This is a genomic window from Kribbella kalugense (assembly GCF_004365875.1).
Taxonomy (GTDB): domain Bacteria; phylum Actinomycetota; class Actinomycetes; order Propionibacteriales; family Kribbellaceae; genus Kribbella; species Kribbella kalugense.
This window is the reverse complement of record NZ_SODF01000003.1, coordinates 807,946-821,087: the sequence shown is the minus strand read 5'-3', so window position 1 is coordinate 821,087 and position 13,142 is coordinate 807,946. Positions and strand designations below refer to the sequence as shown.

Genomic DNA, 13,142 nt, shown 5'->3' with positions numbered 1-13,142 from the left:
GCTACCTAGTGGACGACCGCGAAGTCGGCGGGGTCGAGTATTCTGGTGCGGCGCCAGTAGGCGAAGGTCCACTCCGGCCAGATGGTCGAGTTCCGCCCAGACGCGTCCATGTACCAGCTCGTGCAGCCGGACTGCCAGACGGATTCGCCGAGTTCGCCCTGGACCTCGGAGACGAACTGCTCCTGGCTCTCCTCCCGAACCTCGACGTACGTCGCGTTGCGCCGCCGGAGCAGGTGCAGGGCCTGCATCACGTAGCGGACCTGGGCCTCGATCATGAACACCATCGAGGAGTGGCCGAGGACGGTGTTCGGGCCGACCAGCAGGAACAGGTTCGGGTACCCGGCGACGGTGATGCCGAGGTGCGCGCCGATGCCGTTGCGCTTCCAGTGGTCGGCGAGGTCGACGCCGTCCCGGCCGAGGATCGGCATCCGGGTCAGGTTCGCCGAGACCGCGAACCCGGTGCCGAACACGATCGTGTCGCAGGCCCGCTCGGTCCCGTCGGTGGTGACCACGCCGGTCGGGGTGATCCGCGCGATCGGGGTGCTGACGACGTCGACGTTCGGCCGGGTCAGCGCGGGGTAGTAGTCGTTCGAGATCAGCACCCGCTTGCAGCCGATCTGGTAGTCCGGGGTCAGCTTGGCGCGCAGCTCGGGATTGGCGACCTGTTTGCGCAGGTGCCGTTTCGCCTGTAATTCAAGGCCTTTCATCAACTTCGGGTTGCCCGCGAAGCCGGCGCCGCGGCCTTCGAGTCCCCAGTAGATGACGTTGCGGATCGTCCGCTGCCCGGCCGGGAACCGCTCGTGCAGCTTGCGTTCCCAGCTGCCGATCGCGCGGTCCGGCTTCGGCGTGACCCAGGCCGGCGTCCGCTGGTAGAGGTCCAGTTGCGCGACCTCGCCGGCGATCTGCGGGACGAACTGGATCGCCGATGCGCCGGTCCCGATCACGGCGACATTGCGCCCGCGGAGATCCGCCGAGTGATCCCACTGCGCCGAGTGGAACGTCGTACCTTCGAAGGAGTCGAGGCCCGGGAGGTCGGGCAGCTTCGGTTCGTGCAGGCTGCCGACGCCGGTGACCAGGGCCTGGGTCTCGATGGTCTCGCCGCCGTTCACGGTCACGGTCCAGTGGCCGGTCGTCTCGTCGAACGCGGCCTCGGTCACCTCCGCGCCGTACCGGATCTTGTCGGCGATCCCGTACTTGTCCGCGCAGTGCCGCAGGTAGGCGAGGATCTCGCTCCACGGCGCGAACATCCGCGTCCACCGCGGGTTCTGCTCGAACGAGAACGAGTAGAGGTACGACGGGATGTCGCAGGCGCAGCCGGGGTAGGTGTTGTCCCGCCAGGTGCCGCCGAGGTCGTCCGCCTTCTCCAGGATGACGAAGTCCTCGCAACCGGCCTGCTTCAGCTTGATGCCCATGCACAACCCGGCGAACCCGGACCCGATGATGACGACCTCAGTCATACCGCCTGAGGTTACCGGTGGGTCACGTGAGGGTGGAAGGGTGCGCGGACCGCCATGCATGCAGAAGTGCCCGAATCGGGCACTTTGAGCCCCGAAAACCGGGGTTCTGCATGCCTGGCGGTCCGCCTAAGCCAACAGCCGGTACAGCGTCTCGCCCGCGTTCGGTACGACGAAGGTGTCTGGGTCGGCCTCGTAGGCCGCGAGGTCGAACGCCGCGGGGTCCAGGTAGCCCAGGTTGGCCCGGCGTACGACGTCCTCCGGGATGCCGGTCGCGAGCGTGACCTGGACCCGGAGGTGCTCGCCGGTCACCGGGTCCCAGGTGCCGGCGCCGCGGAGATGGGTCGAGTGCGCGAGGACGCCCCAGTGCAGGTCGCGGAAGTGGTCCCACTGGCCGAGGAAGTAGTCGCGGCAGTGGTAGCCGATCTCCTCGATCTCCGGGTGCATCGCGGCCAGCTGGGTGACGTGCGGCGCGTAGAGGATCACTTCGCCGCCGTCCGCGACGATCGGCTCGACCTTGTAGAACCCCTTGGCCGCGGTCCAGATGTCGGCGTACTTCGGTGGCATCACCGAGACGATCCGCTGGACGGGGTGCTCGAGGTAGCGGACGTGGGTCTGCGCGGAGATCTCGGCTGCCGCCTGCCAGGACGAGCGCGTGTCACCGAACGCGATCGCGTGCAGGGCGTCCGTACCGGACTGGGCGACCACGGACAGTGCGAGCTTCTCGGCCGGGATCATCGAGGCGGCCTCGTCGATCAACGCGCGGACCGGCGTGATGCCCGGCGTACCGATGATGTGCGCGCTGGTGATCAGGGCGCCGAGCCAGTGGGACAGGTCGATGACCTCCTGACCGGCGACACCGGGGAAGAAGTACTTGTTGCCGCCGGAGAAGCCGACCACCTCGTGCGGGAAGACCGGGCCGACGACCAGCGCGACGTCGTGTTCGACGACGGCGCGGTTCAGCCGGACGGGGACCTCGTCGCGGAGCATCTCGTCGGAGATCTCGCCGACCCGGTCGGAGCTGATCGTGCCGAGGTCGGCGAAGGTGTCCGGCTTCCACCATTCGTGGTTGATCACGTTCGGGTAGTCACCACCGAGGTGCTTGCGCAACTGCTCCGGCGTCATCTCCGCATGGGTGCCAAGGGCAACCAAGATCGTGACCTGACTGCCCTGCAGGGCCTGCGTGACGGCCTTGAGGAGCAAGGGGAGCGGGCAACTACGCGTGGCGTCCGGGACGATCACGCAGACGCTGCGGCCCTCCAGCCCGGCGCCCGCGAGCGCCTCACCGACGAACGCCGTCACCTCGTCCTCGGTCAGGACCTGGTCCGCACCACCGATCACCGCCGCACTGGTCACACCACGACCCTACTCACTCAGGATGTTGACCGGGGCAAAGGTCTCGGCGCATTCTCAGCGAGGGGAGTGGGGGAACTGCGATGAGACCAACGGGGTTTGGTGGCGTTCTGTTGCAGGCCGGGGACTCGGAGTACGACGCGGCCCGGACGGTGTTCAACGCGATGGTCGACCGGAAGCCGGCGATGATCGCGCAGTGTGAGTCGGCGGCCGACGTCCAGGCCGCGGTCCGGTACGGCGTCGCTCGGGAGCTCGAGATCTCGGTCCGCGGCGGTGGTCACGCGGTGACCGGGGCGGCTGTCTCCGATGGCGGCCTGGTCGTGGATCTACGGCGGATGAACAGCGTGCAGGTCGATCCGTTCGCCCGGATCGCCCGCGTGGGCGGCGGGGCGACGTGGAGTGACCTCGATCGAGCCGGGCAGCCGTACTGCTTGCTGACGACCGGCGGCCGGGTCCCGTCGACCGGGGTGGCCGGGTTGACGCTGGGTGGCGGTTCGGGCTGGTTGGAGCGGAAGCTCGGGCTGGCGTCGGACGCGTTGATCTCCGTCGAGCTCGTCACCGCGGACGGGCAGTTGCTGATCGCGGACGAGACCAAGAACACCGAGCTGTTCTGGGCGTTGCACGGTGGTGGCGGGAACTTCGGGGTGGCGACTTCGCTGACGTTCCGGCTCACTCAGGTGGTGACGACGACGCTGGCGTTGCTGGTGTGGCCGCAGGCGGCCGGTCCGTCGGTGCTCCGTGCGTACCGCGATCTCTTCGAGGCGGGCGCATCTGAGGACCTTGGCGGTGGCGTGGAGTTTCTGACCGGGCCGCCGGCTTCCTTCGTGCCGGAGGGTCTGCAGGGGCAGCCGGTTGTGATGGCAGTCGCGGTGTACGCCGGTGGGGTGGACGAGACGCGCGAGGCCTTCGAGCCGATGTTCGCGCTGGCGCCGGAGGGGCAGTTCATCGCGGAGATGCCGTACACCGAGCTCCAGGCTGCGCTGGACAGTCCGGCCGGGTTCCGGAACTACTGGTCCGCCGAACACCTGCGGGCGTTCCCTGATCCCGCCGTACTGGCGTTCTGCGATCGGGCCCGGGAGATGATCTCGCCGTCACCGTCGCAGCAGGTGGTGCTGCCGTGGGGTGGCGCCGTACGGCGTGGTGCCGGGGACTGGCCGCAGGCGTACCGGTATGCGGAGTGGGTCGCGCATCCGTTCGGGGCCTGGACGGATCCGTGTGCGGACGAGCGCGGGATCCGGTGGGCGCGGGACGTGTGTTCGGACCTGGAGCCGTGGTCGACCGGGCACGTGTACCTGAACTTCATCGGGCACGAAGGGCAAGAACGGGTGATCGCCGGATTCGGTACGGCGAACTACAAGCGGCTGGCCCGGGTCAAGTGTCAGTACGATCCCGAGAACGTCTTCCAGCTCAACCAGAATATTGAGCCTGGGTGGTCGACCTAGACCACTGCACGCCGGCGATCACGGCGTACGCGACCCCGGCCACCGGGATGGACCAGAGCCGGAAGAACGGGAGCTGTCCGGTGATCGCGGTCGCGGCGAAGACCACGCCGAAGACCGCGGCGCCGGCGATCGTGCCGCGACGACGGCTCTCGATCGCGCTGCTGGGGAGCGGACCCATGTGACGGTCGAGCGCTGTGCAGAGTGCACTGAGGCCGACGAGGGTGATCACGACGAACAGGATGCCGCCGGGGAGACCGCCGAAGACGATCGCGGACGCGTTGAGGACGGTCACGACCGCGAAGACGACGGCTGTGTCGAGAGCTCCGAAGGCCAGGTGGGTGATGCGCCGTTTGCGGAGGTCGACGGTGTCGGCGGTACGGACCGGGCCGGCGTTGCCGGTCAGTCGACGTACGGTCAGGATCAGGCCGGCTGCGACGACGATCAGGAGCAGTACGCCGATGATGGAGAGGACGACGGAGCGGGTCGTCGACATGTATTGGCGGACCTCGTCGCCGTACACGCAGCTCGCCGAAGGCGGGAACCAGCCGGTGTGGATCGCCGTGGGGTCGCCGCCGAGTCTCTTGGTGCAGTCCTCGCTCGGGTCGTACCAGTTGGGCTGCGACAACGTGACCACTGCCGTCCACACCAGCGCACCGGTCAGTCCCAGTCCCAGCACCCACCCGGCCCGCCGCCTCACCCAATCCACGCGCCCTACCCTCTCATTGGTGGACTCCTACCTCACCCAGCTCCGCCACCACGTCGGCTCCCGCCTCCTGCTGCTGCCTGGCGCCCAGGTACTCGCGGTGGACTCGACGGACCGCATCCTCTTCCAAAGGAGTCGCGACTCCGGTCTGTGGGAGCTCCCAGCCGGTGGAGCGGAGCCCGGCGACGACTTCCGCAGTACGGCGGCCCGGGAGTTCCACGAGGAGACCGGACTGACAGTCGCCCCGGAGGACCTCGTCCCGTTCGCCAGCCTGTCGCGGGCTGACGTCCACACGCTGACCTACCCGAACGGCGATGTCGTCCAATGCTTCGCCCTCTGCTTCGAAACCCGCCACTGGACCGGCACCCTCCGCCCCGCCCCAGACGAGGTCCTGGAAGCCGGCTTCTTCTCCGACCCGCCCGGTCCGCTGCACCCGCCAACCGAGGTGGTCCTGAAGCTGCACGCCGAGTTCCGGAAGACCGGACTGTTTCAGGCCTACTAGGTTGTCGCGTTCGGCCGGCGGGCTTTCAATCGGAAGATGAGTGAGCGAGCGGAGTTTCTGAAGTGGGTGGAGAGTGAGCTGCGGGACGCGGAAGTCGCGATCCACAACGGCGACGGAAATCCTCGCCGCGCGATCTGGTCGACGCAGGACCCGGTGACACTGTTCGGTGCCTGGAAGAGCGCGACGACGGCCGCCGGCGCCGAGGAGGTCTTCCATCGGCTGGAGCAGGACTTCTCGGACTGTACGTCGTACGTGCACGAGGTCGTCTCGGCCGACGCGATCGGCGATCTCGCGTACACGATCGGCTACGAGCACACGTCGGTGAGCGTGAACGGCGAGCCGCGCACGTACACCCTCCGAGTCACCCAGCTCTACCGCCGCGAGGCCGGTAGCTGGAAGGTATTTCACCGGCACGGCGACACGTTGACCACATAGTCTTCCGGCATGGATGTGGCCAGGGCGGATGTTGTCGACGGGCTGCGCCAGCTTGGGTTGGATCAGACGTCTGAGGTGATCGTGCACTCGTCGCTCAGTTCGTTCGGGTACGTCGACGGTGGGGCGGAGGCGGTCTGTTCGGCGCTGACCGAGGTGTGCGGGACCGTGCTGATGCCGGCCGGGACCTGGGACCTGACCGGAATCCCGGCGCCGCCCGGGATGGTCCGACCGGACAACGCCTACTGGAATGCCGCCGACTGGGACGAGTTCGACAAAAAGTTGTCGCAGGCAACCAGTTTCCGGACCGATCTGCCGGTCGACCGCTGGCTCGGCCGGATCCCGGAGGACTTCCGCCGGATCAGTTGGCCGCAGCGCACCTCACACCCGCTCTTCGCCTACCAGGCCGCCGGTCCAGCCGCCGAACGGCTCCTCGAGGCGCAGCGCCCCGACTGGCCGCTTGGCCCGATCGAGGCCCTCAACGGCGACGTACTCCTCCTCGGCGTCACCCACACCTCCAACACCACGATCCATCTCGCCGAGCAGTACCTCGGCCGTTCCCTCTTCTACCGCTACGCGAAATCGGCCGACGGCCTCTGGGTCGAGCTCCCGAACGTGCCCGGCGAGAGCCACCGCTTCGACGACATCGAGCCGGTACTCCGTCCTGCGACGAAGGAGGTCCAGATCGGTCAGGCGCGCGTACGACGAATCCCCAAGGATGCCGTACTCGCGGCAACTCGGCAGCTCATCCTGGACGACCCGGCTGCCCTGCTCTGCACCGACGACCCCGAATGCCGTTGCGCAGCAGCCTTCCAGCAGATCAACGGACGTCGATAAGGACCTTGCCGACGATGCTCTGCTCGACGGCCGCGTGTGCTTCGGCTGCCTGCTCGAGCGAGTAGTGGTGCAACGGGAGCCCGGCCTCGGGTCCGACCCGAACGGCGCCGGCCTGGATCGCCGCGGTGACGTCGTCGATGGCACGCGGACGCCACGGCTCCGGCGCGTTGTAGACCAGGACGAACTGCCAGCGGACGTTCGGCGTCATCGATGCCCGGACCGGGAGCTCCATCGACTCGCCGCCGTCGGTCGCGTAGACCGCGACCGAGCCGTGCATCGCGACGACCGCGGCGTCGATGGCCGCGTTGGCCGCGGGCGACACCTCGACGATCGTGTTCACGCCGTGCGGCGAGATCGCGCGGACTTCCGCGACCACGTCCTCCTGCTTGTAATTGATGATGTGGTCGGCGCCCGCCAGCGCGGCCAGGTTGCCCTTCTCCGGGCTACTGACGGTGGTGATCACGGTTGCGTCGGACCAGCGCGCGAGCTGGATCGCCGCGTTGCCGACCGCGCCGGCGCCACCGGCAACCAGGACCGTACGGCCGGCCAGCTTGCCCGGACCGAGCCGATCGGGCCCGTCCTCGGTCACCGTCAGGCAGCGATGCGCGGTCAGGAACGGCACGCCCAGCGAAGCGCCGAGGTCGTACGACGCTCCGTCCGGCAGCGGAACCACGTGCCGAATCGGCACCACGGCGTACTCCTGCGCGGTGCCTCCGGAGGGTCGCCCGAAAGCGGCTTCCCAGATCCAGACCGGACGGCCGACCAGGCCTGCGTCGACGCCTTGACCGACGGCGTCGACGACACCGGAGCCGTCCTGGTTCGGCACCTGCGGCGGATCGACCGGCGTACCGGCCTCGCTGCCCTTGCGCGACTTCCAGTCGGTCGGGTTGACGCCCGACCGATGGATCTGGACCCGCACTTCACCTGGTCCCGGATCGGTCAGCGGCCTGTCCACGAGGGTCAGGACGTCAGGTTCACCGGTCCGCGAATACTCGATGGCACGCACACCTGTGACGCTACCTCAGCCGCTTGGTGAACATGAGGATGGCGTCGTCGTCAATCCGAACCGTCTCGCCCGGCGGAACCTGCTCGAGCTTGTAGAGCACTCCGCGGCCATCCGGAATGTATCCACGGCGAACGTACATCCGTTGTGCGCTCCCGTAATCGGCGTACAGCCCGACCCCGATCCCCACCACCGCGGACCGCTCGGCCACCTTCGCCTCCGCCGCATCCATCAACGCGGATCCGATCCCACGCCGGCGGTACGACGGCAACACGTTGAAATCCGAGATCTCCGGGATGGTCTCGAAGTACGGCGAAACCCAGTAGACGGTCACGTACCCGACGTACGCGCCGTCGACGGTCGCCACCAAGACGTCGCGGGTCCCGGCCTCCTGCTCGGCCAGATACCGCACGTACTGACTCTCGGGCTTGTCCCAGCCCAACGCGTTGAGTGCAGCCGAAATCACCGGCGGATCGTCCGGCCGCAACGGCCGGATCTCCAACTCGTCACCCATCAGGCCTCCCCAGGAAGTTGCGGGGCAGCCTAGTCCCGCGCACGACCGCGGGTCGCTCGAATTATCCGGACGACCCGCGGCGGTTGGTCAGCTGGTTGCGCGGGCTGCGGTTTCGATGACCTTGGTGATCGGGCCTGGGTCGGAGATGAGTCCTAGGTGGCCCGCCGGGATGCGGGTGATGGTGGAGTGGGCCCGGGTGGCCATGAAGTTCTGGGCGGTCGGCGTGATGATCAGGTCCTTCGTGCCGAGGACGTACCAGGACTTGATCGAGGCCCAGGCCGGCGGACCGGAGATGCCGTTGCCGGCGCTGAGGGTGAGCGGACGCTGCGACGGGAAGAGCTTCTCGGCCGCGCTGCGCGACAGCCCGGACGCGAACGACTTCACGAACGTGTCGTGCTTGAGGTACAGGTCCACGTCACCGGCCGGAGCCCCGGGGTACGGGACGAAATCGAAGACCGTCGACGGGTCGGGGACGGCGAGTGCGGAGTCCTGGCTGGCGCGGCGAGGACTCTGGTGCGGTGATGCATCGATGAAGCCTTTCGTCAGGCTGTCGCCGGGAGGGCGCGCAAATGCGTGACGAAGCCGGGGAATCTTCTAGGACTGGATGAACTCGAGCAGGTCCGCGTTGACCACGTCGGCGTGCGTCGTGGGCAGTCCGTGGGGGAGACCCTGGTACGTCTTCAGGACGCCGTTCTTGAGCAAGGCGGCCGACTTCGGCCCGGCGTCGGCGTACGGGACGATCTGGTCGTCCTCACTGTGTACGACGAGCACCGGGATGGTGATCTGTCCCAGGTCCGCGGTGAAGTCGGTCTGGGAGAACGCGACGATGCCGTCGTAGTGCGCCTTGGCGCCGCCCATCATGCCCTGCCGCCACCAGTTCGCGATGATCGCCTCGGAGGGCTCGGCACCGGGCCGGTTGTAGCCGTAGAACGGTCCCTCCGGGAGCGCGCGGTAGAACACCGAACGGTTCGCGGCGAGCTGGTTCTGCAGGTCGTCGAAGACCTCCTTGGGCAGGCCCTCGGGGTTCGCGTCGGTCTTCACCATCAGCGGCGGGACCGCGCAGAGCAGCGCGGCCTTGGCGGCTCGATCCTCGCCGTGCCGGGCGAGGTAGTGCACGACCTCGCCGCCGCCGGTCGAGTGGCCGACGTGGATGCAGTCGTGCAGGTCGAGATGGTCGACGACTGCCTTGAGATCGTCGGCGTAGTGGTCCATGTCGTGACCGTCACCGGTCTGCGTCGACCGGCCGTGTCCACGCCGGTCGTGCGCGACGACGCGGTACCCCTTCGACAGGAAGAACAGGAGTTGGTTGTCCCAGTCGTCGGCCGACAACGGCCAACCGTGACTGAAGACGATCGGCTGTCCCTCGCCCCAGTCCTTGTAGTAGATCTCGGTGCCGTCGCTGGTCGTGATCGTGCCCATGATTCGGACCCCCTCAGCTCGAAAACCCTTTGTCCACAACGGGTTGTCCCCCAGCCACCCCCGAGTCACAGTACTCGCGACAACCCGTCCGTGCCACCGTCGGCAGTTACGCTGACCAGCATGCAGTTGAGGGTGCTCGGAGCGCTCGAGTTGCGGGTCGACGGCGAGCGGGTTGGCCTCGACGCGGCTCGACAGCGCGGCGTACTGGCACTGCTCGCCGTACATGCCGGTGCGGTCGCGCCGACGGACTGGCTGGTCGACCAGCTTTGGAGTGGAGAGCCGCCGCGAAGCGCACGCACGACTCTGCAGTCGTGTGTGTATCGGATCCGGCGCCGGCTCGAGGGGTCGGCGTTGCGGATCGACAGCCGGCCGGACGGTTATGTACTGCGGGTGCCGGCAGGGGAATCCGATCTGTCCGAGTACGAACGGCTGGTCGCCGCCGGCCGGTCCGCGCTGGACGAGCAGCGGGTGCCGGACGCGGTGGCCCGGTTCCGGGAGGCGTTGGCGCTGTGGTCGGGGGATTTCCTCGCCGACGTCGACCTGCCCGCGGTCCGTCAGCGCGCCGGCGAACTCGAGGAGGGTCGGCTCGCGGTCCTGGAGACCTGCTTGCAGGGTGAGCTCGACCTCGGCCGGCACGGTGCCGTCGTACCGGAGCTGCAGGCTCTGACTGCACGGCATCCGTTGCGGGAGTTGCCGTGGCAGCTGCTGATGACGGCACAGTGTCGCGCTGGTCGGCGCGCCGAGGCGCTCGACACCTACCAGCGGTTGTGGCGCGTGCTGGACGAGCAGCTCGGTGTGCAGCCGTCGGCGGCCGCGCAAGAGTTGCAGGCGCGCATCCTCGCGTCAAATGAACCTGAACCGGCCCGGCAGCTGCTGGTACCGCGCCAGCTACCGGCGGGCGTGCCCGGATTCGTCGGCCGCGGCGGCTCCCTCAAACGGCTCGACGAGTACCTCGACCGCATCCGGACCCGACCGGCAGCGGGCCTGTGCGTGGTCACCGGACCGGCGGGAATCGGCAAGACCACCCTCGCGGTGCACTGGGCCCGGCAGATCGCCGAGCAGTTCCCCGACGGACAGCTGTACGCCGACCTCCGGGGTTTCGATCCGTCCGGCCGGACCGCCGATCCCGGTACGACGTTGTCCCGGTTCCTCATCGCTCTCGGGACGCCGCCGGACCGGGTGCCCGCGGATCTCGAGGCCGGCACAGCCGCGCTCCGTAGCTTGCTCGAGGACCGCCGGGTACTCCTGGTTCTCGATAATGCCCGGTCGGCCGAGCAGGCCCGGCCACTGCTGGCCGGCGGCCCCGGCTGCCTGACTGTGGTCACCAGCCGTGACCGTTTGGCCGGCCTCGTGGTCACGGAGCAGGCGGCTGCGGTAACGCTCGAGCCGTTCGGCGCCGACGCGGCCCAACTGTTGCTTGAGGCAAGGATCGGTCCGGAACGGTTCGCTCAGGAGCGAGCGGCCTTCGACGAGCTGGTGGCCGGCTGCGCAGGACTGCCACTCGCGCTCGCGGTTGTCGGTGCGCTCGCCGACCTGCACCCGAACTGGCCGCTGGCGAGCCTTGTCACCGAGCTCCGCCGGAACGTCCTGGACGCGTTGTCTGCCGGTGATCCGGCAACCGATGCGAGAGCGGTGTTCTCCTGGTCGTACCGATCGTTGAGTCCGTCCGGGGCGCGGCTGTTCCGGTTGCTCGGCGTACATCCCGGTCCGGAGCTGGACACCGCGGAAGCCGCGGCGCTGGCCGGTGTGACCGCTGCACAGGCTCACCAGCAGCTCGACGAGCTGTGTCACTCGCATCAGCTCAGCGAGACCGCGCCGGGTTGGTACGCGATGCACGACTTGCTGCGTAGCTACGCGATCGAGCTCGCGGAGCCGGCCGAGGCCCGGGCCGCGCTCGGGCGGTTGCTCGACCTGCTGGTGCACACAGGCCATGCCGCCGCGCTGCAACTGAGCCCGACCCGCGATCCGGCGAGCCTGTTGCCGGCCGATCCGGCCGTGGTCGTCGATCCACCGGCATCGCGTGCCGCAGCGATGGACTGGTTCGCCGCACGGCACCGCACCCTGGGCGGGCTTACCCACCTCGACGGCTTCGACGAGCAGGTCTGGCGGTTGGCGTGGTCGCTGGCCGACTTCCAGGACCAGCAGGGTGACTGGAACGAGCTCATCGCCGTACAGAGACGTGGCCTGGCCGCGGCGACCAGGCTGGGCCTCGTGGCCGAGCAGGCCCGGGCGCATCGCAGCCTCGCCCGCATGCACCTTCGGCTGCGCCGGCTGGACGTGGCGTTCGACGAGGAACAGCAGGCGCTCGAGCTTTCGCGGTCGCTCGGGGACGTGACCGGCGAGGCGCATGCGTACGTCGGCATCGGCCGGATCCAGTCGGCTCAAGGTCGCAAGGCCGACGCGATCGTCGCGGCGACGGAAGCACAGACCCGGTATGCACAGGTCGGTCACCGGTCCGGGTACGCCAACGCGCTGAACAACGCCGGTTGGTATCACGCCGAGTTGGGGGACTACGAGGAAGCCGTCCGCTGTTGCGAGCAGGCGCTGGCCGAGCTGCGGGATATCGGTGAACTGCACGGCGAGGCCGACACGCTGGACAGTCTCGGCTTCGCCTATGGGCGGCTCGGCAGACCCGACGACGCTCTCCGCTGCTACCGACGGGCGATCGAGTTGCAGGAGCTTCTCGGTCGGCGCCTCGAACTGGCCGAGAGTTTCGAGGCGGTCGGCGACATCCACGAAACTCTCGGCGAGCACGCGACAGCCCGCGAGTACTGGGGTCGCGCTGCCGGAATGCTCGAGGAGCTCGACCACCCGACCGCCGTCGCGGTCCGCGCCAAGCTCAGCTGAGCGGTCGCGCCATTGCCGCGCCATCGCGCCGCCAGTGCTCGTTGTGAGTGTGGATCCCGAACTGACAACAACTCGGGAGGAAACAATGAGTAGCTTTCGTATCGCACTGATGGGCCTGGCCGTTGGCGCCGCACTGGTCGGGACCTCGACCGGGCCGGCCGCTGCCCGGCCGCTCGACCGCGACCTGAGCAAGCAGATGGTCGTCGCGGCCGACCCGGTGCAGACGCTGAAGAACAAGGCGACCCAGCGCTGCCTCGACGACAGCGGAAAGGGTCTCCGGACGCTCGGGTGTAACAACCTGTCGACGCAGAAGTGGCAGATCCACGTCTGGAACGACCAGACGCGTCAGCTCAGGAGCGTCGGAACCGGCGAGTGCCTCGACGACAGCTCGAACGGCCTGCGCACCATCTCCTGCTGGCCCAGTTCCAACCCGAACTCGAAACTGCAGAGCTGGAAGAAGGCGACGTACTCCGACGGCACGATCCGGCTGCAGAACCAGGGCACCGGTCGATGCCTCGACGACAGCTCGAAGGGCTTGCGCACGATGCCGTGCTGGTCGGACTCCAGCAAGTACCGCGCGTACCAGAGCTGGTCCTGAACTTCGAAGTACTGGCCTCTGCTCTTCTCGAGTAGAGG

General features: G+C 68.3%; 13 protein-coding genes. 6 read left to right on the top strand and 7 right to left on the bottom strand.

The features are described 5' to 3' along the window. Positions 1-5 precede the first annotated feature (5 nt). Positions 6-1,457: a flavin-containing monooxygenase gene (locus tag EV650_RS35285; protein ID WP_134123481.1), complete on the bottom strand. Its 1,452-nt coding sequence runs from the start codon at positions 1,455-1,457 to the stop codon at positions 6-8. Positions 1,458-1,583: 126 nt separating this feature from the next. Then, positions 1,584-2,810 (bottom strand): lactate racemase domain-containing protein, encoded by a 1,227-nt coding sequence (locus EV650_RS35280; protein WP_202875201.1) that lies wholly within the window; start codon positions 2,808-2,810, stop codon positions 1,584-1,586. A gap of 80 nt (positions 2,811-2,890) precedes the next feature. On the opposite strand from EV650_RS35280, the gene EV650_RS35275 reads away from it, so the two are divergent. Further along, complete coding sequence (locus tag EV650_RS35275) at positions 2,891-4,249, top strand: FAD-binding oxidoreductase (RefSeq protein ID WP_134123480.1); 1,359 nt, start codon at positions 2,891-2,893, stop codon at positions 4,247-4,249. Here EV650_RS35275 and EV650_RS35270 read toward each other — a convergent pair. Continuing rightward, positions 4,215-4,955 (bottom strand): hypothetical protein, encoded by a 741-nt coding sequence (locus EV650_RS35270; protein WP_238174681.1) that lies wholly within the window; start codon positions 4,953-4,955, stop codon positions 4,215-4,217. The genes EV650_RS35275 and EV650_RS35270 overlap by 35 nt on opposite strands. 19 nt (positions 4,956-4,974) lie before the next feature. Between EV650_RS35270 and EV650_RS35265 the strand changes: the two genes are divergently transcribed. Genes EV650_RS35265 through EV650_RS35255 form a run of 3 tightly spaced genes read left to right on the top strand, consistent with a single transcriptional unit; the run spans position 4,975 to position 6,723 of the window. Beyond that, positions 4,975-5,454: an NUDIX domain-containing protein gene (locus tag EV650_RS35265; protein WP_238174680.1), complete on the top strand. Its 480-nt coding sequence runs from the start codon at positions 4,975-4,977 to the stop codon at positions 5,452-5,454. Between the two features lie 36 nt (positions 5,455-5,490). Next, positions 5,491-5,889, top strand: coding sequence for a nuclear transport factor 2 family protein (locus EV650_RS35260; protein WP_134123478.1), 399 nt, complete (start codon positions 5,491-5,493; stop codon positions 5,887-5,889). A gap of 9 nt (positions 5,890-5,898) precedes the next feature. Continuing rightward, positions 5,899-6,723, top strand: coding sequence for an AAC(3) family N-acetyltransferase (locus EV650_RS35255; protein ID WP_134123477.1), 825 nt, complete (start codon positions 5,899-5,901; stop codon positions 6,721-6,723). On the opposite strand, the gene EV650_RS35250 is transcribed toward EV650_RS35255, so the two are convergent. The 4 genes from EV650_RS35250 to EV650_RS35235 all read right to left on the bottom strand — a co-directional run bounded on the left by EV650_RS35250 (position 6,707) and on the right by EV650_RS35235 (position 9,659). Beyond that, the gene (locus EV650_RS35250) at positions 6,707-7,729 is read right to left on the bottom strand and encodes an NADPH:quinone reductase (RefSeq protein WP_134123476.1); all 1,023 of its coding nucleotides are present in this window, start codon (positions 7,727-7,729) and stop codon (positions 6,707-6,709) included. The genes EV650_RS35255 and EV650_RS35250 overlap by 17 nt on opposite strands. Positions 7,730-7,739: 10 nt before the next feature. Next, positions 7,740-8,240, bottom strand: a complete 501-nt coding sequence (locus tag EV650_RS35245; protein ID WP_134123475.1) for a GNAT family N-acetyltransferase — start codon at positions 8,238-8,240, stop codon at positions 7,740-7,742. Between the two features lie 87 nt (positions 8,241-8,327). Continuing rightward, positions 8,328-8,771: an alpha/beta fold hydrolase gene (locus tag EV650_RS35240; protein WP_369409977.1), complete on the bottom strand. Its 444-nt coding sequence runs from the start codon at positions 8,769-8,771 to the stop codon at positions 8,328-8,330. A 63-nt stretch (positions 8,772-8,834) separates the two neighbouring features. Beyond that, the gene (locus tag EV650_RS35235) at positions 8,835-9,659 is read right to left on the bottom strand and encodes an alpha/beta fold hydrolase (protein ID WP_134123473.1); all 825 of its coding nucleotides are present in this window, start codon (positions 9,657-9,659) and stop codon (positions 8,835-8,837) included. A 120-nt stretch (positions 9,660-9,779) separates the two neighbouring features. Between EV650_RS35235 and EV650_RS35230 the strand changes: the two genes are divergently transcribed. Both EV650_RS35230 and EV650_RS35225 read left to right on the top strand, forming a co-directional pair. Continuing rightward, positions 9,780-12,506 (top strand): AfsR/SARP family transcriptional regulator, encoded by a 2,727-nt coding sequence (locus tag EV650_RS35230; protein WP_134123472.1) that lies wholly within the window; start codon positions 9,780-9,782, stop codon positions 12,504-12,506. An 85-nt stretch (positions 12,507-12,591) separates the two neighbouring features. Continuing rightward, the gene (locus EV650_RS35225; RefSeq protein WP_134123471.1) at positions 12,592-13,104 is read left to right on the top strand and encodes an RICIN domain-containing protein; all 513 of its coding nucleotides are present in this window, start codon (positions 12,592-12,594) and stop codon (positions 13,102-13,104) included. Positions 13,105-13,142: the final 38 nt, after the last annotated feature.

Excerpts from the sequence above, each read along its gene's own strand:
- EV650_RS35260 (WP_134123478.1), top strand. The coding sequence starts at position 5,491 with ATGAGTGAGCGAGCGGAGTTTCTGAAGTGGGTGGAGAGTGAGCTGCGG.
- EV650_RS35225 (WP_134123471.1), top strand. The coding sequence starts at position 12,592 with ATGAGTAGCTTTCGTATCGCACTGATGGGCCTGGCCGTTGGCGCCGCA.
- EV650_RS35275 (WP_134123480.1), top strand. The coding sequence starts at position 2,891 with ATGAGACCAACGGGGTTTGGTGGCGTTCTGTTGCAGGCCGGGGACTCG.
- EV650_RS35235 (WP_134123473.1), bottom strand. The coding sequence starts at position 9,659 with ATGGGCACGATCACGACCAGCGACGGCACCGAGATCTACTACAAGGAC.
- EV650_RS35230 (WP_134123472.1), top strand. The coding sequence starts at position 9,780 with ATGCAGTTGAGGGTGCTCGGAGCGCTCGAGTTGCGGGTCGACGGCGAG.
- EV650_RS35285 (WP_134123481.1), bottom strand. The coding sequence starts at position 1,457 with ATGACTGAGGTCGTCATCATCGGGTCCGGGTTCGCCGGGTTGTGCATG.
- EV650_RS35245 (WP_134123475.1), bottom strand. The coding sequence starts at position 8,240 with ATGGGTGACGAGTTGGAGATCCGGCCGTTGCGGCCGGACGATCCGCCG.
- EV650_RS35255 (WP_134123477.1), top strand. The coding sequence starts at position 5,899 with ATGGATGTGGCCAGGGCGGATGTTGTCGACGGGCTGCGCCAGCTTGGG.